The 24,778-nt window shown below is 62.4% G+C and carries 19 protein-coding genes; 13 read left to right on the forward strand and 6 right to left on the reverse strand.

The features are described from left to right. Window positions 1-77: 77 nt before the first annotated feature. Window positions 78-770 (reverse strand): response regulator, encoded by a 693-nt coding sequence (locus D1Y85_RS03765; protein WP_124149694.1) that lies wholly within the window; start codon window positions 768-770, stop codon window positions 78-80. A 762-nt stretch (window positions 771-1,532) separates the two neighbouring features. Between D1Y85_RS03765 and D1Y85_RS03770 the strand changes: the two genes are divergently transcribed. Next, complete coding sequence (locus tag D1Y85_RS03770) at window positions 1,533-4,880, forward strand: hybrid sensor histidine kinase/response regulator (RefSeq protein WP_124149695.1); 3,348 nt, start codon at window positions 1,533-1,535, stop codon at window positions 4,878-4,880. Window positions 4,881-4,988: 108 nt separating this feature from the next. Here D1Y85_RS03770 and D1Y85_RS03775 read toward each other — a convergent pair whose 3' ends face one another. Further along, window positions 4,989-7,382, reverse strand: coding sequence for a DNA polymerase II (locus D1Y85_RS03775; RefSeq protein WP_124149696.1), 2,394 nt, complete (start codon window positions 7,380-7,382; stop codon window positions 4,989-4,991). A 412-nt stretch (window positions 7,383-7,794) separates the two neighbouring features. Between D1Y85_RS03775 and D1Y85_RS03780 the strand changes: the two genes are divergently transcribed. After that, window positions 7,795-9,372 carry a methyl-accepting chemotaxis protein gene (locus D1Y85_RS03780; RefSeq protein ID WP_124149697.1) on the forward strand — a complete coding sequence of 526 codons (1,578 nt, stop codon included), beginning with the start codon at window positions 7,795-7,797 and terminating at the stop codon, window positions 9,370-9,372. 138 nt (window positions 9,373-9,510) lie between these two features. On the opposite strand, the gene D1Y85_RS03785 is transcribed toward D1Y85_RS03780, so the two are convergent. Further along, complete coding sequence (locus D1Y85_RS03785; protein WP_124149698.1) at window positions 9,511-9,867, reverse strand: DUF4148 domain-containing protein; 357 nt, start codon at window positions 9,865-9,867, stop codon at window positions 9,511-9,513. 96 nt (window positions 9,868-9,963) lie between these two features. Continuing rightward, window positions 9,964-10,260 (reverse strand): DUF4148 domain-containing protein, encoded by a 297-nt coding sequence (locus tag D1Y85_RS03790; RefSeq protein WP_124149699.1) that lies wholly within the window; start codon window positions 10,258-10,260, stop codon window positions 9,964-9,966. A gap of 502 nt (window positions 10,261-10,762) precedes the next feature. Between D1Y85_RS03790 and D1Y85_RS03795 the strand changes: the two genes are divergently transcribed. Beyond that, window positions 10,763-11,164: a cupin domain-containing protein gene (locus D1Y85_RS03795; protein ID WP_124149700.1), complete on the forward strand. Its 402-nt coding sequence runs from the start codon at window positions 10,763-10,765 to the stop codon at window positions 11,162-11,164. 120 nt (window positions 11,165-11,284) lie between these two features. Here D1Y85_RS03795 and D1Y85_RS03800 read toward each other — a convergent pair whose 3' ends face one another. Further along, window positions 11,285-11,518: a hypothetical protein gene (locus D1Y85_RS03800; RefSeq protein ID WP_124149701.1), complete on the reverse strand. Its 234-nt coding sequence runs from the start codon at window positions 11,516-11,518 to the stop codon at window positions 11,285-11,287. 171 nt (window positions 11,519-11,689) lie between these two features. After that, on the reverse strand, window positions 11,690-11,869 hold the full coding sequence (locus D1Y85_RS03805) for a hypothetical protein (protein ID WP_124149702.1): 180 nt from the start codon (window positions 11,867-11,869) through the stop codon (window positions 11,690-11,692). 603 nt (window positions 11,870-12,472) lie between these two features. Between D1Y85_RS03805 and D1Y85_RS03810 the strand changes: the two genes are divergently transcribed. From D1Y85_RS03810 to D1Y85_RS03855, 10 genes are all read left to right on the forward strand, one after another. Then, window positions 12,473-12,997, forward strand: coding sequence for a GlcG/HbpS family heme-binding protein (locus D1Y85_RS03810; protein ID WP_124149703.1), 525 nt, complete (start codon window positions 12,473-12,475; stop codon window positions 12,995-12,997). Window positions 12,998-13,298: 301 nt separating this feature from the next. After that, window positions 13,299-14,237: a dihydrodipicolinate synthase family protein gene (locus D1Y85_RS03815; protein ID WP_124149704.1), complete on the forward strand. Its 939-nt coding sequence runs from the start codon at window positions 13,299-13,301 to the stop codon at window positions 14,235-14,237. A gap of 36 nt (window positions 14,238-14,273) precedes the next feature. Further along, on the forward strand, window positions 14,274-15,854 hold the full coding sequence (locus D1Y85_RS03820) for an aldehyde dehydrogenase (NADP(+)) (protein WP_124149705.1): 1,581 nt from the start codon (window positions 14,274-14,276) through the stop codon (window positions 15,852-15,854). Between the two features lie 225 nt (window positions 15,855-16,079). Further along, window positions 16,080-17,246, forward strand: a complete 1,167-nt coding sequence (locus D1Y85_RS03825; protein WP_124149706.1) for an extracellular solute-binding protein — start codon at window positions 16,080-16,082, stop codon at window positions 17,244-17,246. A gap of 69 nt (window positions 17,247-17,315) precedes the next feature. Continuing rightward, window positions 17,316-18,395: an ABC transporter ATP-binding protein gene (locus D1Y85_RS03830; protein WP_124149707.1), complete on the forward strand. Its 1,080-nt coding sequence runs from the start codon at window positions 17,316-17,318 to the stop codon at window positions 18,393-18,395. Beyond that, on the forward strand, window positions 18,392-19,273 hold the full coding sequence (locus D1Y85_RS03835) for an ABC transporter permease (protein WP_124149708.1): 882 nt from the start codon (window positions 18,392-18,394) through the stop codon (window positions 19,271-19,273). The genes D1Y85_RS03830 and D1Y85_RS03835 overlap by 4 nt, the downstream gene beginning before the upstream one ends. A gap of 47 nt (window positions 19,274-19,320) precedes the next feature. Further along, window positions 19,321-20,187, forward strand: coding sequence for an ABC transporter permease (locus D1Y85_RS03840; RefSeq protein ID WP_246024779.1), 867 nt, complete (start codon window positions 19,321-19,323; stop codon window positions 20,185-20,187). Window positions 20,188-20,239: 52 nt separating this feature from the next. After that, window positions 20,240-21,988 (forward strand): L-arabinonate dehydratase, encoded by a 1,749-nt coding sequence (gene araD / locus D1Y85_RS03845; protein WP_124149710.1) that lies wholly within the window; start codon window positions 20,240-20,242, stop codon window positions 21,986-21,988. A gap of 125 nt (window positions 21,989-22,113) precedes the next feature. Further along, window positions 22,114-23,307, forward strand: a complete 1,194-nt coding sequence (locus D1Y85_RS03850) for a porin (protein ID WP_124149711.1) — start codon at window positions 22,114-22,116, stop codon at window positions 23,305-23,307. Between the two features lie 380 nt (window positions 23,308-23,687). Further along, window positions 23,688-24,677 carry a TRAP transporter substrate-binding protein gene (locus D1Y85_RS03855; protein WP_124149712.1) on the forward strand — a complete coding sequence of 330 codons (990 nt, stop codon included), beginning with the start codon at window positions 23,688-23,690 and terminating at the stop codon, window positions 24,675-24,677. Window positions 24,678-24,778: the final 101 nt, after the last annotated feature.

Genomic DNA, 24,778 nt, shown 5'->3' on the forward strand with positions numbered 1-24,778 from the left:
TTGGAAACAACCGGCGATTCAATCGCCAATGAAGTGATAACCACGTGTGTTGATGAGCGCAGGCGGTTGCGGATTGGTCAGCTCACGTCGCCAGTCGCGTGTTCATCCGACGCCGGGGCGCTTCCCGTTCCGCCGAGTCCCGTTTCCCACGCATAACGAAACAGTTCGGCATCGCGAACGATGCCAAGCTTGCGCATGGCCGTGACCTTTTGGGAACTGATGGTCTGCTTGCTGCGATTGAGCTTCTTCGCAATTTCGCCGATCGACATGCCCGAGACATACAGCCTGATCACTTCGACTTCGCGCTTCGACAATTCTGTGCGTTCGCCCGTGGTGCCGCTCGAGGGCTTCGCCGGCTGGTGCTGACGCATGCCTTCATTCGGGTAGTAGAGCGCGTGCGCATACACGGCGTGAATCGCGGAGATCAGCCGGTCGAGATTGTCGGCCTTGTTGATGTACGAATGCACGCCGAGCCGCGCGACTTCCCGCACGATGGCCGGGTTGTCGACGGTCGTGAATACGACGATTTTCAGATCGGGGTATCGCCGGCGCAGATAGGAGAACAGGCCGATGCCGTCACCAAAGGCGCCATTCGGCATGGCGTAGTCGGTCACGAGGACATCGCACGGAACCGTTTCGAGCAACGAAACGATTTCGCTTGAATTCTGCGCTGTGCCGGTAACCTTGATCGTGCTGACGGAATCAAGCGCGTACTTCACACCAGCGACGAGAGCGGGGTGGTCGTCAGCAAGTACGACGTTGATTTGCATTGCAGGTCCTTCTATGGGCATTCCGCATAATCATATTGAGACAAGTATAGCGTTTGCCCCAATCGAAATCACGACAAGCAAGGGCATTTAACGTTAATTAACCTATCAAAATTGTCGTTCTACAAGACATATTCACAATTTCCGTGCCCGGGCATGAATGGGAACGGAAAGCGCGATGGTGTCTGATCTTCGCGTTCTATTAAGTGAAAGATGCACAGTCTGTTATGGAGTGCGAGGAGCCGCAGCCTTCACGTGTCTCGGCCGCCTGGCCGCAGAATCTTGATGCGACGCCACTCGCGCCGATTCTATGGGCGAACTGGCCTCGCTGATTTCCTTGTTACCTGATAAATCGCGCGGTTTCTGGATTTCGGAGTGGCGCGACGGTGGCGGATGGCGACTAGAACATGCGTCCAGTGCGTGCCGACGTCGATCAGACGGGCTGGCACTTAGACGTTTCAGCGTGTCGTGGCTACCTGCGTATTGTGGTCAGCTTGATTGCGAGCGTCCCTGAATGTTGAAGCGCCCGGACGTCGATGGCATGAAATCGACGCCGACAGTACACCACGATGGCTATTGGTCTGCTCTGTCCCCCGGAGCAATCAGTCGCCGTGCTGTCGTGATGCGCATGCGACTTTAAGCGGCTGGATTCCGTTGTGGATTAGGACATGTCCTGATTATCATGAAAATGTATAGGACACGTCTGATTGATGAGCTTCACTATCCCGTAACTGCTTAAAATCGCGTCCGTCGATCCACGAGGAAATGGGGAAGAAGAGCATGCCGTCCACGCCATTGGGGCGTCTGCGGCGTTATCAGGACTTGCTACTGCTGGGCGGCGGCGTCGTGATCACGTTCGTGGCGTTCCTGACGTTTGCAGTCACATGCGTCTACGCGTTGCGCCAGTTTGCGGCGGAGCAACGCCAGAACCTCGTGGACGATCGCGGCCAGGTCGTGACCGTGGTGCGCGCAGCCCAAACGTCACTGCGTCGCACGGTCAGCTTTTTTGAGCTTTACTGGCCGACGATGCCGAAAGCCGATCTCACCGTCTATGACGCGTTTCGGCGCAACGGCAACCAGCTCTTCATCGAAGGGCCGGGTCTGGGGGGCGGGGTGTATTTCGCGGCGTCAGAGCGTGCCGTCGCCAATGAGTCTCTCGTGCGGCAGTATCTCTCGCTTGCGCGTCAATTCGCGTTGAGTAACGCGTCGGCGACGTCCGCCACCAACCTGGAGTTCGCCGGCTACATCTACACCCCGGACGAGGAACTGATCATCATGCCGGCGTCGATCATGAAATCGAAGGCACCTCCTCGCGTGACCGAAATCATCGAGGCGCTGAAGATCGACTTCGCGAAGCTGGCGCCGCAGGAGCAGCGTCGTCCGCCTGACTTTCGTCCCGTGGTGCACTGGCTGCCGCCGTTCACTGATCCGCTTTCCGGTCAGAAGCGCTTGCGTCTCGTAGCAGAGGCGGTGAGCGAGGGCCAGCCTTTTGCGGCGATCGTGATCGAATACGATCCGCAGACCTTTCTGCGCTTGCTGACCGATCGCGGGAACGACACCTACCAGATCGTCAGCGCCGACGGGCGTGTCATCGCGAGCGTAGGGATCGGCGCTGACGATCGTCGCCTCACGCAAGTGGCCTTTGGGCAGCAAGTGCGGCGCCCGTTGTTTTTCAGCGGCGATGTGAGCTATGGCAACGGCTATTTCGTGATGAAAGAGCCGATTCCCGGTACGGACTGGACGCTCATTAGCGCGTTTTCGTGGAGCGATATCGTGGCTGCGATCGCGCCCCAGGTCGGCACGGCTGCGGCGGCGACGGCGGTGATGCTCGCTGTCGTGTGGACGCTGCTGCTGGTGTTTCGCAGCCGCATCTTCGCGCCCTTGCTCAAATACGCCGCGCGCGTATTCGAAAGCGAGCATCTGAGTCGCACAGTGGTTCATACGGTGCCCGTCGGGCTTGCGCTGATATCGCGTGAGACCGGTGAGTGGCTGCTGAACAGCCCGTACATACAGGAAATGGGGTCGCGTGTCGTAGGGGAGTCGAAGGCACTCGCGGATGCATTATTGCGCAGTTACGACACGTTCGAGCACGATCATCCGGCAGGCGCGCCGGCCGGCGTGCTGCGTCAGGACTTGATCTTTCCCACGCGCGATGGCGGCGAGATCGAATTCGCGTGCAGTGCCTCGCAGGGGCGTTTTAACGGCATCGACGTGCTGGTGGCGGTCTTCATAGACGTAACGCAGACGCGGCGCCTGCAGCGCGAACTCAAAGCGGCCATGGTGGCAGCGGACTCTGCAAATCAGGCCAAGTCGGCTTTTCTTGCCGCCATGAGCCACGAAATCCGCACGCCGCTCAATGCGATCCTCGGTAACCTCGAACTGCTCGCGAACTCGCCCTTGACGACCGTGCAGCGCGATCGTCTCACGACGGTTCGGACCGCATCGGACGGTCTGCTCGCCGTGGTCAGTGACATTCTCGACTACTCGAAGATCGAGGCCGGAGAGATGGTGCTCGAGCATATCGAGTTCAACGTGCTCGAGGTGATCGAGCGTGTGCTGGGAATCTTTGAGCCGCTCGCGAGCGCGCGGGGGCTCAGCCTCTACGCGCGGCTCGACGTCGCCACTACGCAGATGATGCGCGGGGACCCCACGCGCGTCGCGCAGGTCCTCAACAATCTGCTAAGCAATGCGATCAAATTCACCGAGCACGGCGCCGTTACTGTGTTCGCGAACATTGAGCCGGCGACAGTCGACACCCATCGGCTCATTCTTGCGGTCGTCGATACCGGCATCGGCATTTCGCCGCAGCAGCGGGATCAGCTTTTCAAGGCATTTTCGCAGCTCGATGTCTCGATCAACCGGCGCTTTGGCGGCACGGGGCTTGGGCTCGCGTTGTGCCAGCGGATCGTTCGCGCTTTGCAGGGGCGCATCGGTGTGTCGAGCACGCTCCACGTCGGCAGCCGCTTCACGGTGCAGTTGCCGCTCGGCGATGGCATCCCGGTGCGCAGCGACGCTCGCATAACCGACGGGGCGCGCGTACTGTTTCTGAGTTCGGCGCTGGAGTGGTGCGATTTTGCCGTTGGGCATCTCGAACGGTGGGGCGCGCAGGTGAGCGTGTACCGGCATCCGGCGGCCATCACGGAGGCAGACCTCGAATCCGCCGCCGTGCTGGTGATCTGGGGCACGCGCGAGCAATGGCGGCCCGACGACGAAAATCGACTCGTCGAGAGCGCGCCCTACGTCGTCGATGGTTATCCGGACGGTCCGGCCGTTGCCGTTCGCACGGGAAAGATCGTGAGCGTGTCGTGCCTGAGCTTGACCGGGCTTGAGGCGAGTATGCGCGCGACCTTGCTGGGCGAACCCTTGCCCACGTCGCTGGCAGCGGCGAGCGGCTTGCCTCGCACGTACACGTCGGCGCTCACGCGTGGTCTCAAGGTGCTGGTGGCCGAGGACAACGCGGCGAACCGGATGCTGCTGACCGAGCAACTCACGACGCTCGGCTGCGAGGTCTCGGCCGCACCGAACGGCCGCCAGGCGCTCGAACTGCTCGACGATGATGACTGGGACGTTCTGCTCACCGATCTGAACATGCCCGGCATGAGCGGCTATCAGTTGGCCGAGGCCGTGCGCAAACGAAAACCGGCCTTGCGGATTATCGCTGTCACGGCGCATGCCACGAAAGAGGAGCACCAGCGTTGCGAAGCCGCCGGCATGGACCAGGTGATGACCAAGCCGGTTTCGCTGCAGCAGCTCAACGATGTGATGGAGTCGATCGCTGCGGCCAAGGGTGTCAAGCTGACAAGCTTCACCAGCGCGGATGAGGCGACGTTCCGTGGCGGCGCCATACCGAAGCCGCTGTGGGACGTGTTCCTGAAATCGACATCGGATGCGCTGTCGGCCATGGATGCGGCTCAGGCTGCGGGCGATGTGGCGGGCACACTCGCACAGATTCACTCCATGCGCGGCGCACTGTCGGTGTTCGGGCAGGCGTCGCTTGCGGCCGATTGTGCCCGCCTGGAAGCCGAAATCAAGCGGGACATGAGTGCGCCGTTGCCGGACGAGTTGAACGTGCTCAAGCGTGCCTTGCAGGACCTGCTCAACGCGCAGGTGTAGGGACGCAGTGCGATTTCGACGGCGATGAGCGTCGCCGCGCTTTACGGCGTGTGTTCGCGGAACAGGCAAAATGAGGCGCTTGCGTGCTGGTATCGCAATCGGCCTTTTTCAATCCGGTGTGTGCGCCGGGCCGGTCTGGAACAGACTTCCCTGACCTGAAGTCACGGTTTCGAAGTCGTCGTTGAGGAACGCAAGGATTGCGTCCGCCACGGGCTGCAGTTGCCGGCTCAGATAGAACCCGTAGTCGATCGGCGACTGCAGCGTTTCCAGCGGTTCCGGTCCGCCGGACGTCATGACATAGCTGATCCACCCGCCGTTCTGGTACTGAAGCGGACGTCCCGTTTCGCGATTGAAATCGTCTGCACGGCGCGCGGCGCGCACATGGGGACCGACATTGCGCTGGTATTCACTGAGCGGACGACGCAGCCGCTTGCGATAGACGAGTTGGTCATCCAGTTCGCCCGCGAGCGTGCGCTGCACGTAATCGCGAATGTAGTCGGCGTAGGGCTGGCGGTTGAAGACGAGACCGTACAGTTCCCGCTGGAATACCTGCGCAAGCGGTGTCCAGTCGGTGCGAACCGTTTCAAGTCCCTTGAAGACGAGTTCGTCGCGTCCGTCCGCCGCGAGACTGACGCCCGCGTAGCGCTTTTTGCTGCCTTCTTCCATGCCGCGTACGGTCGGCATGAGAAAACGTCGATAGTGCCTTTCGTACTGCAATTCCAGCGCGCTGTCGAGGCCGAAGCGGCTCTGCAGGTGTTGCTTCCACCAGCCGTTGATGTGCTCGACGAGCGCGCGACCTTTGCCGATCGCATCGTCTTCGGCGTGCGGACCCTTGAGCCAGACGAAAGTCGAATCCGTATCGCCGTAGATCACGTCGTAACCCTGTGCCTCGATGAGTTCGCGTGTCCGATGCATGATTTCGTGGCCGCGCATCGTGATCGAGGACGCGAGCCGCGGGTCGAAGAACCGGCAGCCGGTGGAGCCCAGCACGCCGTAGAACGAATTCATGATGATCTTCAGCGCCTGGGATAGTGGCTTGTTGTTGTGGCGCTTCGCGCTCTCGCGTTCCTCCCAGACCTGACGAACGATCGCCGGCAGACAATGCGCGGTGCGGGAAAACCGGGCGCCGAGGAAGCCGGGTACCGACTGGTCGTCGCCGGGCGCGCGCATTCCTTCGATCAGACCGACCGGATCGATCAGGAATGTGCGGATGATGGATGGGTACAGGCTCTTGTAATCGAGCACGAGCACCGAATCATAGATGCCGGGTCGCGAGTCCATGACGAAGCCGCCGGGGCTCGGCTGGCCGACGACATCGCCGAGATTGGGCGCGACGTATCCGAGGCGGTGCATTCTCGGCAGATAGAGATGCGTGAACGCCGCGACCGATCCGCCGCTACGGTCTGCCTGCAAGCCCGTCACCGTGGCGCGTTCCAGCAGGAACGACAGCAGTTCGGTCTTTTCGAAAATACGTGAAACGAGTTCACAGTCCTTGAGGTTGTAGCGGGCGAGGGCGGGTTTGTCCTCGTCGAAGCGCCGCTGGATTTCGTCCATGCGCTGATAGGGGTTGTCGACCGCCTTGCCTTCGCCCAGTAATGCCTGCGCGACGTATTCGAGGCTGAACGACGGAAAACTCCATGTCGCGGATCGCAGTGCTTCAATGCCGTCGATGACGAGCCGTCCCGGCACCGAAGCGAAGAAGTGGTTTTGCGTCTGGCCGTGCTCGCGCCATTCGAGTTCGCTGCCGCCACGGCCAAGACGCAGCGGCACGCCGAGCTGTTCCGCGTGCGCGCGCAGAATGCGCAGATCGAACTGAACGAGGTTCCAGCCTATGATGGCGTCCGGATCGTGGCGCGCCATCCACTCGTTCAGGCGTTCGAGCATCCCGGCGCGACTCGCACAGTATTCGAGTTGAAAGTCGATCTGCCGGCCGTCGCCATTCGCGGGGCCGAGCATGTAGACCTGCCGCTCACCACAGCCTTCGAGCGCGATCGAATACAACTCGCCGCCCGCACTCGTTTCGATGTCGAGGGACACGAGTCGCAGCGAAGGACGATAGTCACGGTCGGGCTTCATTTCGCCATTGCGTAGCAGACCGGTTTCATCGGGTTCGCCTCTGAACGAAACCGGCGCCGTGATGAAACGCTCCATCATGTAGCGATCGGGCGGGAACACGTCTGCTTCGTAGACATCGACGCCGGATTTGCGCAGACGCTTCACCAGCCCGAGCAATTGCCGATACTGGGTGCAGTAGACACCGAGCACCGGCCGTCGCTGAAAATCGGTCAATTCGAGCGCGCGCGACTTTACCCGTGCCTCCGCGTTTAACACCGCTTGCGCACGTGGCGTTTGTTCACTCGCGATAAAACAGACCGATTCCTGCGGACGCAACCGGACCTGGCGCGGCCCGTCGTCGGTCGCCAGCCAGAATTCCACTTCGGTGTGGGTAGGCGTGTCGCGCCAATGGCGGGTGAGAATGAAACCCTGTTGAAACCCGGTCAAGAAAACAACCTCGCAGGCAGTGCTTTCGCCAGATTCTAGCGCGCAAGGCCGCGTCGAAGTGGAGCACGAGACAGCCTTTCTGGCTAATAAACCTGAAAATATAAAAAAAACAGTTATTTTCACTGCTGCGTCTGCACTACGATGGCCCGGAAGAACAATAATTGCGGCGGCGCGGCATCGCGTGAAAAGGCGCCGTCTTCGAACACTCGGGGGCAATGATGAGAACCGGCGTAATAAGCAGGCATTCCGTTATACCGACGACAACGAGCAGAGTCGTCCACGCCCGCACTCGTCACGGGCACTGAATCTCACCGGGTTTCCCGCGTAATTCACACGTTCACCCAGTCGCGCAGGCCGTCACAGGCCGTGAAGCATCGCGCTCGGGTTCGATGCTCCTGCTATCCATATCAACATGGCTCAAACCACCGTTACCGCCCGGCTTGCACTGGGTTTTGGCATCGCGCTGGCGCTGCTCGTTATCTTTTCCGTCGCCGGCATGGCCGGCATGGCGAACATGCGTGGGCGGCTCGATGAAGTCGTGCTCGTGCACGACGCGAAAATCACCCGCGCGACCAACTTGCGCGGCGCGGTCAGTGGCATCGCCATTGCGATACGCAATATGGCCGTGATGACGAAGGAGAGCGACGTGGCCGGCGAGCAGGCGGCCATCAAGGCGCTCGAAGCGGCCTACGCGGAGAACTATCAGGCGTTGGGGCGTCTGCTGGACGCTTCGCCGCTGACCAACGACGAAGAGCGTCGTCTCTTCGAGACGCTCAAGCGAGAAGAGGCAGAGACGTTGCCGCTAGTCGAGAAAGAGGCGATCAACTGGGCGCTCGCAAACGATCAGGACGCGGCGTTGAAGGTGCTGATCAACGAGGTTCGCCCGAAGCAGGTTGAGTGGCTCGCGACGCTCGACGCGTTGCTCACGCTCGAACAGGGCCGTGCGCAAGTGGCCGCGAAAGACGCCGCGACGACGTGGTCGCGATTCGCCGTCGTCACGGTTGTGGCGGTGGTGGCTGCGTTGCTGCTCGGCATCGCGGCGGCGGTCCTCATCACGCGCAGCATTCTGCGGCAGCTTGGGGCGGATCCCGCCGAGGCACAGCGCCTCGCGGGAGAAATCGCCGCCGGGAATCTCGCCGCGTCGGCGAAGTTACGCGCGGGCGACCGGCACAGCCTGATGGCTTCGCTCGAATCGATGCGTGTGCAACTGATGTCGATCGTCGCGCAGATTAAAGCATCGGCGGAAACCATTGCGGTGCGCGCGGGCGAGATCGCCGGCGGCAACATCGATCTCTCCCAGCGCACGGAGGAGCAAGCGGCGGCGCTTCAACAGGCGGCCGCGAGCATGGCAGAACTGACTTCGACGGTCGCGCAGAATTCCGACGACGCCATGCAGGCCCACGTCATAGCCGATGCTGCTTCGCAGGCCGCAGTACAGGGCGGACAGGTCGTCGGGCGCGTCGTGACCACGATGGCCGATATTGCGGGCAGTTCGGCGCGCGTGGCGGACATCATCGGCGTGATAGAGGGCATTGCGTTCCAGACCAACATTCTGGCGCTCAACGCGGCCGTTGAAGCGGCGCGTGCGGGTGCGCAAGGGCGCGGTTTCGCGGTCGTGGCGAGCGAAGTGCGCACGCTGGCCCAGCGTAGTGCGGACGCGGCCAAAGAGGTCAGGGCGTTGATCGGCGAATCGGCGCGTCACGTGGAAGCCGGCTCGAAGTTTGTCGCTGACGCGGGCGGGACGATAGAGGAGCTGGTTCGATCGGTACACGAATTGAATGGCTTCATGAACAAGATCGCGCTTGCGTCCGGCGCACAGAAGACCGATATCGAACAGGTCAATCGCGCCGTCGCTGAGATGGACAAGGCTACGCAGCGGAACGCCTCACTGGTGGAGCAAGTGGCCGGTGCGGCGCAAACGCTGGCGGGCGGCGCGACGGGCCTGCGCGAAGCGGTGGCCGTCTTTACGATTTCTGGGGCGCAGGCGTAGCGGAAGAACAACCGGCAAGCCGGGGAGCTGTAGCGTTGCTCGTCCCGTGCGCCGAGATCAGGACGACCGCCCCGAAAGGCGGGGCGGCGTGCCTGAACGATCGGCTGGCCTGATACCGGCGCAAGGCCGGACATTGCTTCAGTTGCCGAAATACAGGTTGCAGAAGCTCTCCGGACCGACACACTGCGACCCAGTAACGCGCGGTCCGCGCATCGGTGCGCCCGATTCCGACGAACTACCCGGCGCGACGCCGCCAACCGCACTGGCGGCCTCTTGTGCGCCGGTGTGAGCAGCGACCTTCGCTTCCGCCGCCTGAATGTCGGTTGGATAGTTCGCGTCTTCTCCGCCGGCGATGTTGTAGCCCGCCTCTTCGAGTTGAATCAGTTCGGCGCGCACCTGGGCGCGGGTGATGGGTGCCGCGTTTGATTGCGCGAAAGACAGCGCGGGAGCGGCGATCGTGCTAAGTGCGAGCGTGAAGGCAACGAGTTTGTTCATGATATGGACTCCTTAGATAATGGATGGCATCGGGTACAGCGAAATCGTTTGTACTCAGTTGCCGGGGTGGATCGTGCAGAGGTTGACGGGGTCGGCTCAGTTATCCTGTGCCGTGCGACGGGCGGTCTGGGCGAAGTCGCTGCGCGCTGCGATTGAAGCTGCCAGGGCGGGGCCATAACCGTCCGCCGGTTTTGCTTGCGCGATTTGCTGTTGATTTGTCCGGCTGACGTCGGGCCAGGACGCGTTGCCGACGAGACGCGACGCATCGGCTTCGGCTACGACCAGTTGCTGGCGCACCTCGGCGCGGGACAAACCTTGCGCCGACGCGGCAGACGCGAAGCCTGCCGAGGCGAGTGCGATGTGGGCGGCGGACACTGCATTACGGATACGCATGGTTAGCTCCTGAGAGGGCGGGCCGATCGGACGACGCGAGCACGGTTCGCTGTTTTGGCTCGCTTCATGTGCGTATACATCCCCCGTTGAGGATCTATTCCAGCAGTTTTCCAGCAAATGTCTCTTGCTCACATGCCCAGCGGTGTTGCGTCCCCTATCTTTGCGAACTGTTCGACACGCTATTACGCGAGGACGATGTCGGGGAAATTCTTGAACGCATTCCCGGCGAGACGAAACGCGCAAGCCGCAGCGGTGCGCACAATCCGCCGCTGCGTTGCCGGTTGATCTGCGTTAACGCAGATCAACCGGCGCGGACCACTCGCCAGGCGCGTTGATCAATAGCGCCGGTTAAATCGGCCGTCGCAGGGTCTTAAATGATCTTTTCATTGCGAAGCGCCGAACCGGTTTTGCCGGCGCTCGATGGCGGCGCACGATCGTTCAGGACAGCGTGTTACGGCAGGCGTAGTCTCGGCTCAAACGATCGATCCACAAGGAGCCGGAAATGACCGACAAAGCTGGGCAGGCGACCGCGTCGCGCGGGCAGCGCATGACGATCAACCTGCTGGACAAGATTGCACGCATTGACGCGCACTGGCAGCCGCGTGTGGTCGCCGAGATGAACGACTACCAGTTCAAGGTCGTGAAGCTCGAGGGCGACTTCGTCTGGCATCGCCACGCCGATACGGACGAGACTTTCATCGTGCTGCAAGGCGAACTGCGCATCGACTTTCGTGACGGTTCGATCGAACTGCGTGCGGGAGAAATGGCGGTTGTGCCGAAGGGCGTGGAGCACAAACCCTACGCAGCGCGCGAAGTGAGGTTGCTGCTGATCGAACCGCGCGGTGTCGTCAATACCGGAGAAGAGATCAACGAGCGGACTGCCGACAACGATATCTGGATCTGAACGAGCGGCAAGACGTGGGCGAAAAAGAAGGCCCGCGAGGTTGCGGGCCGATCCATGCTCGGGTGACATGGCAGGAAAACACTTCGCGCGTACGGCCTTCGCTGGAAAGGCCGCTACGTTTCAGGCAGCGGTGTACACCCTGGCCGTTATCGCGCTGGCCAGGACATATTCGATCTGGATCATTAACCGGTCGACAGCGTAGAACTGTGATCGCGAAAGACACGCGCGGTCCAGCAGATTCAAAAGACGCTTATGCCAGTAGGCTGGGGGCAGGATCGGGATGCCACTGGCTGTCTGCATCGACGGCATCATCACGCGTGCGATGTGCGCTATTTCCTGATCGATGAGTGTCATAGGTGCCCCCGTGGCGCCGGCCCAGCTATATACGGTGCACTGCATGTGTACCACTGTAGTCATTTCGAAAGCGGGGTGTAGCTATCAGAACGGATAGGGCGCGCCGCGGGTTGCCGTGTTAGCGGCAAACCCTTTTAAAACCACAGGGAAAATGCGGAAGGCAAAGCGCGTTTAATGGTGCCACCCGTGGCCATACCCACCGAATCCGACACCGACAGCGACAGACGGCGCAGCGTAGTAGTACCCCGGCGCATATCCATACGCAGGTGCAGGTGCATAGGCGTACGGCGGCGCGATCACGCAACCCGCAAGGCCAGCGGCCAGTGCCATTGCACAGAAGAGTTTGATCATTGTGTTTCTCCAATGATCGTATTGTGTGCGTCAGCGACCTTCAAATGCGCAACGATATGTGTCCAAACGTTACTGATTGCTTGCGTATCGGCGTGACGTACCGGTCGGGCGACGGTGCGCATTCGGGCATTGCACAATCGCGTAATCGGATTCAATCAGAGCGGCCATGAGTATTTGTCGCAATTCGGCGCAAACGTTCCGTGCGTGCTTTTTCTTTCAAATAAATAACGATTCTTTCTGTCGTGTAGTTTTTGAGTCAACCCACTGCAAAGCGATGCGATATCTGTCGCGTGAGTTTTTCTTCCCTCGGCTGACCTCGTCGCAAGTGGCATCTGAAGACGTCGGGGAAGGCGCTGCCGTTTCAACTGCTCGCCGGATTGGCGACTGCAGGCACCGCGGCATTCGTTGCGCAAGCGACGATTCCTTCTATGCGCATTGCCGCGCCGGACGGCTTTAACGCGAGCGCTTCTTCAAGCATGTGTCTTTAGACACCAAATCTCTCTTGCCTGACGTCATTCGAAGCACTACGTTGTTGATCAACGGCCTCAAAGTGTCAGATGGTCTCAGCGTACTTTTCACGTCCAGGAATCGGAGGGTAGTGCAATGCGATACATCGTCCAGATAGCGTTTGCAGCATGCATCACCGTGGCAACGATCGCCGAAGCGCAGACGCCTGCGTCACAGCCGTCCGCGGGCGGCACGCCCGAGAAGATGCCCTTCGATATCCCTTACGGCACGCCAATTGGCGTCGACGCAGCGAAACAGCTGATCGCTGCTGCGGAAGCGGAGGCGAAGAAGCGCGACTGGAAAATGAACATCGCGGTCGTCGATACGCATGGCGATCTCGTTGCGTTCGAGCGCATGGACGGGGCGCAACTTGCGTCGATTGCGATATCGCAAAAGAAGGCGCGCACGTCGGCGCAGTTCCGTCGCGAAACCCGGGTCTTCTTCAATCAGTTCGCGAGCGGACAGACCTACGTGGGTACGTTCGGCCCGGATATGGTGGCGTCGCCGGGAGGCTTTCCGCTAGTGCAAGGCGGGAAGCTCGTTGGCGCGATCGGTTGCAGCGGCGGCACCGGGGATCAGGATGCCGCCGTGTGCAAGGCCGCCGCCGACACGTTCAAATAGTGCAGCACCAGTCGATTCGCCGGGGCAGTTTGTCATCCCGATTGAACGGCGCTAGTGGGCGAGCACGTTTTGCTCAACAGGCAGCCAAAGTGGCACGACTGGAAGGAGGCGGGCCTCCGCCTTCTTGATTCGACTTATTTGTCTGAGCAATGCGTGCGCACGCACGTCGCGTGACTGCCGGGCGGGCATCCGCCAGGCATTTACCTGACAAACCATAACAAATACCAAAGTTGTTTGACAACAATCTGGGCGAATGCTACTGTGCGGTTTATTGACAACCCTCTTTCCCGCACGAGACCTCATGAACGTGTCCCCGATTGCCGTCAGCGAATTTGCGTCGACGGTGATGGCTGTGCCGCCGCTGGCACGCCGCTCCGATCTTTCTCTCGACGTCGAAGAAAACCGCCGGCTGATCCGTCACATGGAAGCGGGTGGCATCCGCACGCTGCTCTATGGCGGCAATGCCAACCTCTACCACGTGGCCGTCAGCGAATACCGCGAGTTGCTTGATATGCTCGCCGACCTGGCGGGTCCCGATACCCGCGTGATTCCCGCGATCGGGCCGGACTTCGGCAAGATGCAGGACCAGGCGCGCATTCTTGCGCAGACGTCATACAAGACCGCGATGGTGCTGCCGCTCGGCGGTTTCACCACGCCGGCAGGTGTGGAGGCCGGTCTGACGCGCATCTCCGAGACCGCAGGCATTCCGCTCACGCTCTATATCAAGAGCGAAGGATATGTGGACGTCGATACGCTCGCGCGTCTCGTCGATCGCGGCACGCTCATCGCCGTGAAGTACGCGATCGTGCGCCAGGACCCGGCGAACGACCCCTATCTGCGCCGCCTCCTTCAGAGCGTGCCGGCGTCGAAGGTCGTCTCGGGCATGGGTGAGCGCCCGGCGCTCGTCCACGTGCGCGATTTCGGTCTCGCTGCCTGGACGACGGGTTCGGGCTGCATCGCGGCGAAGGCGGTGATGGCGCTTCTCTCCGCAGCCAAAGCTGGCCGCGCAGAAGAGGCGCAGCGCCTTTACGACGCGTTCATGCCGCTCGAAACGCTGCGCGACAACATTTCGCTGATCCGCGTGCTGCACGATGCAGTGACCCTGTCCGGCATCGCCGACATGGGTCCGATTCTGCCGCTCCTCTCGGGCACGCCCGACGCCGACATGCCGGCCGTCGAACAGGCCGCGAAGGCACTGCTTGCGTTCGAGAACTCGCTCGTGCAGACGGCGCGCGCGTAAGCGCCGCTGACTCGTAAAAGTAATCACGGAGCGAACATGCAGATATCCGGAACGATGTTGTTGGGCGCCGACGCCGTACGCGGCACACAGGGCGAAATGCGCGCGTTTGCACCCGCGCTTGGCAAGGAAATCGAGCCGGCATTCGGTCTCGGTGGCCCCGCCGATGTCGAGCGCGCCTGTGCGCTCGCCGCGCAGGCTTTCGATCCCTTCCGCGCCGCGCCGCTCGAAACGCGGGCGCGTCTGCTCGAAGCGATCGCAGAGCGCATCCTCGAAATCGGCGATGAACTGATCGAGCGCGCGCATCTGGAATCGGCTCTGGCGAAGGCGCGTCTCGAAGGTGAGCGCGGCCGCACGGTCGGTCAGTTGCGCCTCTTCGCGTCGCTCGTGCGCGACGGCCGCTGGTGCGGCGCCGTGCTCGATTCGGCGCTGCCCGAGCGCAAGCCGCTGCCGCGCTCCGATCTGCGTGCGCAACGCATCGGCCTCGGTCCCGTGGCCGTGTTCGGCGCAAGCAACTTCCCGCTGGCGTTTTCGGTCGCGGGCGGCGATACGGCTTCGGCGCTCGCCGCAGGCTGCCCGGTCGTCGTAAAGGCGCATCCGGCGCATCCGGGCACCTCCGAGCTGGTCGGTCGCGCGATCCAGCGCGCCGTCGCGGACGTCGGCTTGCCCGCAGGCGTGTTCTCGCTGCTGTTCGGTGGCGGCAATGCGGTGGGCGAGGCGCTCGTCGCGCATCCGGCGATCAAGGCGGTGGGCTTCACGGGCTCGCGCGGCGGCGGCCTCGCACTCGCGCGCATCGCTGCGCAGCGCCCTGAGCCGATTCCCGTCTATGCTGAGATGAGCAGTGTCAATCCGATGTTCGTGATGCCGGCGGCACTGGCTGCGCGCGGCGAAGCGCTGGCGAAGGGTTTCGTCGAATCGCTGACGCTGGGCGTCGGCCAGTTCTGCACGAATCCGGGCCTCGTGCTCGGCTTCGATGGCCCTGATCTGGACCGCTTCGTCAGCGTTGCTGCAGCGGCACTCGAACAGAAGACGTCGCAGACCATGCTGACCGCGGGCATCGCCGCGAGCTATCGCGATGCTGTTGGCGCGCGTGCACAGCTTGCCGGTGTCGAGCGCGTGGCGCAGGGCGCTGAATCCGAGGCCCACTGCGCAGCGCGGCCGGCGCTGTTCAAGACGGCGGCTGTGGACTTCATCGAGCAGCATACGCTGGGCGATGAAATTTTCGGGCCGACGTCAATCGTCGTGGCATGCCGCGACGAGGCGGAGTTGCTGCGCGTCGCCGAGCATCTGGAAGGCCAGTTGACGGCCACGCTGCAGATCGACAGCGGTGATCACGCGCTCGCGCGACGCCTTCTGCCGGTGCTGGAACGCAAGGCGGGCCGCATTCTCGCGAACGGTTTTCCGACGGGGGTCGAGGTGTCTTACGCGATGGTCCACGGCGGGCCGTTTCCGGCGACATCGGATGCGCGCACGACCTCGGTGGGTGCGATGGCGATCGAGCGCTTCCTGCGCCCGGTCTGCTATCAGGATCTGCCGGCCGACCTGCTGCCGCCCGCGCTGCAGGATGACAATCCGCTCGCGCTGTGGCGTCTGCGCGACGGTGAGCTGGTGCGCAACTGATAAGACAACACAGGGTGTGGCCGGGCCGGCGGGCGTGAACAGCCGGCCCAGCCGCCGCCGAAGCGCTTGCGTGCCGCACATCAAACGCCCAATGTTGCTTGACAACTTATCGTGGGGTTCGGCATCCTGCTTTTGCGGCCGGGGAACGGTAAGCGGGTGAGCAGGAAACCGGCCAGCGGGTCACAAGAACCTGTTCCATAACCAGATCAGATGCGAGGAGATGCGATGTTCAAAGGACGCTTGCCGGCCAGACTCCTGGCCCTGTGTGTGGCGGCTGCTGCGACGCTCGGCGTGAGCGCGGTGCATGCCGATCCGGTTTCTCTGAATATCGTGGACGTCGCGGGCAATCTGCAACTGACGCAGAAGGGCTTCGAGGCGTTCAAGGCGAAGTACCCGAACCTCGTCTCCAACATCACCTACACCAACGCGCCCGCACCGCAGCTGCCTGGCAAGATCAAGGCGATGCAGGCCGCGGGCCGTGCTGACATCGACCTCGTGCTGACCGGCACCGACGCGCTCTCGGCCGGCATCGAGCAGAACCTGTGGGTCAAGTTGCTGCCTGACAACTCTGCCGCGCTGCCGGGCGTGCTCGATCACTACGCGCCGGGTCCGCGCAAGATGCAGGAGCTGGCGCAAGGCTATGGACTCGAAGTGGCCTATATGCCGGCGGGTCCGCTGGTCGAATACAACCCGGCCAAGGTACCGAATCCGCCGCATACGCCCGAGCAACTGCTCTCGTGGTGCAAGGCGAATCCGGGCAAGCTGATCTATGCGCGTCCCGCCAATTCGGGCCCGGGTCGCACGTTCCTGATGGGATTGCCGTACCTGCTCGGCGACAAGAATCCGCAAGACCCGATCAACGGCTGGGACAAGACCTGGGCATTCCTTAAGGAGCTGAACGCGTGCGTGCCTTACTACCCGGGCGGCACCTCGGCGGTGATGAAGGAACTCGGCGAAGGCTCGCGCGACATGACCGTCACTGTGACGGGTTGGGACATCAATCCACGTGCACTCGGCATCGTGCCCGCCGACTTCAAGGTGCAGTCGTTCGACAACATGACCTGGGTAAACGACGCCCAGTTCATGGTGGTCCCGAAGGGTGTTTCCAAAGAGAAACTCGCCGTGCTGCTCAAGCTGATGAACTTCATGCTCGAACCGCAGCAACAGGCCATGACCTACGACGACGGCTACTTCTATCCGGGGCCGGCCGTGGCGGGCGTGACGTTGACCATGGCGCCGCAGGCTAGCCAGGACGTGATCGCAAAGTATGGCCGTCCCGAGTACGCAAAGTGGCTGGCGGCCTATCCGCACGTCGTGCCGCTTTCCGCGCAGGCGATGGTCGCCGCTTTCCAGAAATGGGACCGCGAAGTTGGGGCGACCAAGTCACAGTAACGCGCGACGGTGTGAACGACGGCACGCCACTCTGGCGCGCCGTCCACTAACGCAGATCAGGAACGTCTCATGAAGCCTTCTTTCGATCGGCTGCGTCTTGATTCGGTGTGCCGCAACTTCACCAGCACCGAGGGTGCGCAGCTTGCTGCGCTGCGCGGCCTCGACCTCGAAATCCGCCGCGGCGAATTCATTGCGCTGCTCGGACCGTCGGGCTGCGGCAAGTCGACTGCACTCAACTGCATCGCCGGGCTGCTGTCGCTCACGAGCGGCAGTATCTGGCTCGACGATATGCGCATCGACGTCTTGCCGCCCGAAAAACGCGGCTTTGGCATGGTGTTCCAGAACTACGCGCTCTTTCCGCATATGAGCGTGCTGGAGAACGTGGGCTTCGGGCTCAAGATGCGCGGCGTGCCGCGCGACGAGGCGAAGCGCCGCGCGCGCGAGGCGCTGCAACTGGTGCAACTCGTCGGCCATGAAAGCAAGCTGCCCGGCCAGCTGTCGGGTGGGCAGCAGCAGCGCGTGGCGATCGCGCGTGCCATCGTGATCGAGCCGCCGCTCGTGCTCATGGACGAGCCGCTCTCGAATCTCGACACGAAGCTGCGCATCGAAATGCGCGCCGAAATCCGCCGTATTCACACGCAGCTCGAGCGCGCGACGATTTACGTGACGCACGATCAGGACGAAGCGCTTTCGATGGCGGACCGCATCGTCGTGATGCGAGAGGGCGTCGTGCAGCAAGTTGCGATACCTAAGGAAATCTACGGCCGCCCCGCGAATCTGCATGTCGCGCGTTTTATGGGCTATCGCAACGTGCTTCCGTTCACGCTTACGGGCGAGCGCGGCAATCACCTCGCGCTGTCGGCTGGCGGCATCACGTTGAGCGGCGTGGCGATGGACCGCGCGACCGGCACGGACGTATCCGTCGCGATGCGTCCGGAGGACTTCGAACGTGCGGCGCCTGGTGACCCGAACGCCTTCGACGTCGAAGTGGAACTGGTCGAGTACGGCGGCCGGGATTCGCTGCTGCTCGCCAATGCCCCGTTTGGCAAGCTGTGGGTGCGAGTGCCCGGCGAATTCGCTGCCGGCGAGCGCGCGACCGTGCGCGTGGCGCCGTCGCGCGTGCTGGCCTACGCGGAGCGCGCGTCGTGAGCACGCTCGCGTCCTTACTGCGAAAAGAGCCGCGCGACGCGCGTGGCTGGCTCGTTGCGCCCGCGCTCGGTTTCATCATCGCGATGTTTCTGTATCCGTTTGCGTATGGCCTCGCGCTCTCGTTCAGGCCGATGAACGGCGGTGGAGTACTCGCGAACTATGTGCAGTTCTTCTCCGATCTCTCGATGTGGCCCACGGTGTTCGTCACATTGAAGCTGGCGGTGCCCGCGACGATCATCAACGTCGGGCTTTCGCTGCCGGTGGCTTTTGCGCTGCGCCGCAATTCGCCGTACCAGAAGCTCGTGACGATGCTGCTCGTGATTCCGGTGACGCTCGGCACCGTGCTGATCGCCGATGGCATGCTCAGCTATTTCGGCCCGAACGGCTGGTTCCCGCAGGCACTGCACGCGCTGCATCTGTACACGACGGAAGAAGTGCGGCTCACGCATAACTACTGGGGCGTGCTGATCTCGCTGATCATCTCTGGCTTTCCGTTCGCATTCCTTTTGACGCTCTCGTACGTTACCGGCATCGACCCGACGCTCGCCCGCGCGGCCGCGACGCTCGGCGCGGGTCCGTGGCAGCAGTTCCGGCAGATCTATCTGCCACTGCTCGTACCCGGCATCACCATGGCAGCGTGCCTTTCGTTTGTGCAGGCGTATTCGGTGTTTCCGTCCGCTGTGCTGCTCGGCGCGCCCGCTGGACCGACGCGCGTGATTTCGATCGCGGCGTCCGAAGCCGCATTCGAGAGCTACGACTATTCGCTGGCCTCGACCATCGCAATCGTGATGGGTTTCGTGCAACTGGTGGTCGTGGCCGCGATGCTCGGCGTGAAGCGCTGTTTCTACGCGGGACCGGTGAGCGGAGGGAAGGGCTGATGTCCGCTCCTCAACGCAATACGGCGGGCCTGCACGGCGGCGCGTCGATGGATACGGAACGTCCCACGGTTTCGCCGTCGAGGGCGTCCATCCGGTTGCCCCAGCGGCTGTGGAAATGCATCGTTTGGGCTGGCGTCGTGTTCTTCCTTTTGAACGTGCTGTTGCTGATCGCGACGGTCGGCATGAACTCCATTGCGACGCGCTGGTTCGGCACCCCGCTACCGCAGGGCTTCACGCTGCACTGGTACGCGCAGGCGTGGCGCGATTTCCAGCTTTCGAGCGTACTGTGGGTGACATTCGAGGTGGTGGGCGCCGTCGTGGTGCTCGCGGTTGTGCTGGGCGTGCCTGCCGCCTATGCGCTCGCGCGCGCGCAATTTCCCGGCAAGCGCATCGCGATGCTCGTGTTTCTGCTGCCGCTGATGGTGCCGCCTGTGACCTACGGCATCCCGATGGCGACGGCCATGTACCGGGTCGGCCTCGCGGGCACGCTGCCTGGCGTGATCCTCGCGAACCTCGTGCCTGCACTGCCGTTCGTGATCCTCGTGATGACGCCGTTCATCGAGCAGATCGACCCGAATCTCGAATCCGCCGCGCGCATTTTCGGCGCGAACACGCTGCGTTATTTCCGCTATGTGCTGCTGCCGCTGCTCGTGCCGGGCATGCTCTCGGCGGCGCTGCTCGTGCTCGTGCGCACGATCGGCATGTTCGAACTCACTTTCTTTACCGCCGGACCCGACACGCAGACCCTCGTCGTAGCGCTGTATTACGCCGTGTTCTCGACGGGCGTGCGCGCGCCGCAATCGATCGACGCCATGGCGATGATCTATATGGCAATCACGCTCGCGTGGGTGCTGGTGGCGCTGCAGTTCGTCAGCCCGACACAGCTTGTGTCGCGCGTGAAGGAGCAGCGCTGACCGGCGACGGCAGCCCTAATAGACTCAAGAGATACACCTGGAGCAAAGCATCATGAGCAACAAGCGAAAGACCCCTGAAGAACTGCGCAGCCATCGCTGGTACGGCGTGAACGATCTGCGTTCGTTCGGCCACCGCTCGCGCACCGCGCAGATGGGCTACGACCGCGAGGAATATGCGGGCAAGCCGGTCATCGCGATCCTCAACACGTGGAGCGAGATCAACCCGTGCCACACGCACTTCAAGCAGCGTGTGGAAGAGGTTAAGCGCGGCATCTGGCAGGCGGGCGGTTTCCCGGTCGAGTTGCCGGTGCAGACGCTCTCGGAGCCGTTCCAGAAACCCACGACGATGCTCTATCGCAACTTCCTTGCGATGGAAACCGAAGAGACGCTGCGCTCGTATCCGGCGGACGGCGTCGTGCTGATGGGCGGTTGCGACAAGACCACGCCTGCGCTGCTGATGGGCGCGATCTCGGTGGATCTGCCCGCGATCTTTCTGCCGGCCGGTCCGATGCTCAACGGCAACTGGAACGGCGTGACGCTCGGCTCGGGCTCCGACACCTGGAAGTACTGGGCCGACCTGCGCGCGGGCAAGATCACCGAGCAGGACTGGAAGGGCGTGGAAGGCGGCATCGCGCGTTCGCCGGGCCACTGCATGACGATGGGCACGGCGTCGACGATGACGAGCGCGGCCGAAGCACTCGGCTTCACGCTGCCGGGCTTCGCCTCGATTCCCGCGCCCGATTCGCGCCACGCGCAGTATTCGGCGAAGACGGGCATGCGCATCGTCGATATGGTGTGGGAAGACCTCAAGCCCTCGGACATCATCACGCGCAAGGCGGTCGATAACGCCGTGACGACCTGCCTCGCGCTTTCAGGCTCGACCAACGCGATCGTTCACATGATCGCGCTCGCGCGCCGCGCCGGTGTCGAACTGACACTCGGCGATTACGACGACATCGCGCGCCGCACGCCGGTGCTCGCGAACATCCGTCCGACCGGCAAGTTCCTCATGGAGGACTTCTTTTACGCGGGCGGTCTGATGGCGATGCTCAAGGAACTGGGCGATCTGATCGACGGGACGCAGCGCACGGTGAACGGCAAGACGCTCGGCGAGAACATCGCCGAGGCGCAGATCTACAACGACGAAGTGATCCGCCGCCGTAGCAATCCGGTGATGCCGGACACGGGTCTCGCCGTGCTGCGCGGCAATCTCGCGCCGGATGGTGCGGTGATCAAACCGGGTGCGGCCGAGCCGCATCTGCACGTGCATACGGGTCGTGCCGTCGTGTTCAAGGACTACAACGACATGTCCGCGCGCATCGACAGCGAGGATCTCGACATCGATGAAAACTGCGTGATCGTGCTGCAGCACGCGGGCCCGATCGGCGCGCCGGGCATGCCCGAGTGGGGCCAGTTGCCGATCCCGCAGAAGATCCTGAAGAAGGGTGTGCGCGACATGCTCCGTATCTCGGACGCGCGCATGAGTGGCACGAGCTACGGGGCATGCGTGCTGCACGTGGCGCCGGAGTCGTTCATCGGCGGGCCGCTTGCGCTCGTGAAGGACGGCGACATGATCGAGCTGAACGTGCCCGAACGCCGCCTGAACGTGCTGATCTCCGACGAAGAACTCGCACGCCGCAAGGGCGCATGGGTCGCACCCGACCCGCGCTTCACGCGCGGCTACGGCGCGATGCACCAGATGCACGTCATGCAGGCGGACAAGGGCTGCGATTTCGATTTCCTGCAGCGTGAAGGTGCCGGCGGCGGTTGCGGTGGAGGGGGCGAGCCCGAGATCCACTAAGGAGAACGGTTCGGCAGCGGGACATGAGGCGCGCGAGGCGCGCCTCATGCTGCGAAGAGCAGCGATTTTCAAAGAGCAGTAACCAAAGCGTTTTATAACCACAAAGACTAAAGGTAGGAGTACAGATGAAAAAAACAGTCATTGCAACGGCGCTCGGTCTTGCCGCGATGGGCGCACAAGCCCAGAGCAGCGTGACGCTGTACGGCATCATCGATACGAGCGTTGCATATCTGAATAACGTGAAGACCACGAGCGGCGGCGTCACGAGTAGCGGCGCGTTCGTCGGCATGGGTCAGGGTGTCTGGGGCGGCAACCGCTGGGGCCTGAAGGGGCGTGAGGACCTCGGCGGCGGTACCGCTGCCATTTTCCAGTTGGAAAATGGGTTTAACAGCGCCAACGGTGCTACGGGCAAGACGGGCCTGATGTTCGATCGCGGCGCGTGGGTTGGCCTGACCAACGCGAACTACGGCACGCTGCAGGCGGGCCGCCAGTACACCCCGTACTACCTGCTGCTGTCGCCGTGGAGCCCGACCACGTGGCTCACCGGTTACTTCGGCGCGCACCCGGGCGATATCGACAATCTCGATACCGACTACCGCGTGAACAACGCGCTGACGTACACGTCGCCGGTCTTCGCTGGCCTGACGGTTTCCGGCATGTACGCGTTCGGCGGCCAGCCTGGCAGCTTCAGCCAGGGACAGTCGTGGAGCGTTGCAGCCCAGTACAAGATGGGTGGCGCAGGCCTGGGTGTGGGCTACGAGCGTTTCAACAACGCGACGGTGGGTGGCGGCGCATGGAGCCCGAACTCGACGGCTTACTCGGGCACGGGCGAGCAGGGTAACAACAGCCTGACCGCAGGCTACCAGACCGCGGCAGCACAGAACCGCTTCGCGGTGACGGGCGGCTATACGTTCAACCAGTTCGACGTGTCGGCTGCGTACTCGAACGTCCAGTATGTTCCGGGTGTGAACTCGTCATTCGCAACGAAGGCGATCTTCAACACGGCCGGCCTGGCGCTGCACTACCACGCAAGCACCGTGTGGGATCTGGCTGCAGGCTACGCTTACACGCGTGCTACCACGGCTAACGGTGTCACTTCGGCAGCGAGCTACAACCAGTTCAACCTGACGCAGCTGTACAACCTGTCGAAGCGCAGCCGTATCTATGTGCTCGAAGGCTACCAGCGCGCGAATGGCCAGACGCTGAACTCTAGCGGCAAGGTGGTCAATGCTACGGCAAACCTGGGCGACCAGACCGTCGGTTCGAGCGGCGGCCGTAGCCAGGTTGGCTTCACGGTTGGTATCAACCACCAGTTCTAATAACCTGATCTAAGTCTCCATGGAAAGTTTTGCGGTGGCATCGCAAGGTGCCGCCGCTTTTTTCTTTGGTCTTGCCGGAGCGGGGCCACTGCGACAAATTGGCAAAAGTTGTCAATCAAATACGGCGCGTATCAGGCGGGTTGAGCCCCAGCTGAGTGCACTTTTTTGTCCGAGATGTCATTTGAATAGACCTTTCGCATCGGAAAAAGCGGGCTGCGTGGAGTCGGTATGAGGGTATTCACTAGAATCCAGCCGGCATCGAGGTCTATACAATCCGATGTTGTCATACAACAATGACGCAGCCGGGCGGGGATAAGTGCCAGCACCATTGGGTGGTTCCGGCCGCACATGATGGATCTACTTCAAGGAAGATTGAGACGATGAAAAAGTTTCCGCTGTGCCGCGTTTCGATGATTGCCGCCGCCATGGCGCTTGCGCTTGGCGCGGGTAGCGCCGAGGCGCGCATGTTCCGCGCAGCGAACGTGCACGCCGATACGTTCCCGACGGTTGTGACGCTCAAGGCGATGGGCGACGAACTCGGCAAGGCGACGGGCGGCCAGGATTCGATCAAGGTGTTCGGCAACAGCTCGCTCGGCTCGGAAGCCGACACGATCAGCCAGGTGCGCGTCGGCGCGCTGGACATGGTCTGGGCGAACGGCTCCCTGTTCAATGAAATCGTGCCCGAATCGGTGATTCCGTCGTTCCCCTTCCTGTTCCGCGACGTCGACCATTTCCGCAAGGTCATGTACGGACCCGTTGGCCAGCAGATCCTCGACGCGTTCTCGGCGAAGGGCATGGTCGCGCTGGCGTTCTACGAGAGCGGCTCGCGTTCGATCTATGCGAAGAAGGCGATCCACTCGCCGGCCGATATGAAGGGCCTCAAGGTGCGCGTGCAGCCGTCCGACCTGATGGTCGACGAAATCAAGGCGATGGGCGGCACGCCGACGCCGATGCCGTTCGCCGAGGTCTACACGGGCCTCAAGACGGGTCTCGTCGATGCGGCGGAGAACAACGCCTCGTCGTACGCAGAGACCAAGCACTACGAAGTCGCGCCGGTGTATTCGGAAACGCAGCACGCGATGACGCCTGAAGTGCTCGTGTTCTCGAAGAAGATCTGGGACACGCTGAGCCCGCAGGAGCAGGCTGCGATCAAGAAGGCGGCGGCCGATTCGGTGCCGTACTACGTGAAACTCTGGACCGCGCACGAAAGCGACGCGATGAAGACTGTCGTCAAGGGTGGTGCGACCGACATCCCGGCTGCGCAGATCGACCGTGCAGCCTTCGTCAAGGCGATGCAGCCGGTCTGGGCGAAGTACGAATCGACGCCGCAGATGAAGAAGATCGTCGACGAGATCGAGGCGGTCAAGTAAAGGAACGGGCGGGAACGCCGCGCCGGAACGTCATTCCCGCAGCCGTGCGGGCGGGCGTTCCGGCTTGTTGCGTTTATTGCCGCTTGTTGTGTTTCGCGCGG

This window comes from Paraburkholderia dinghuensis, from assembly GCF_003837865.1.
GTDB lineage: Bacteria > Pseudomonadota > Gammaproteobacteria > Burkholderiales > Burkholderiaceae > Paraburkholderia > Paraburkholderia dinghuensis.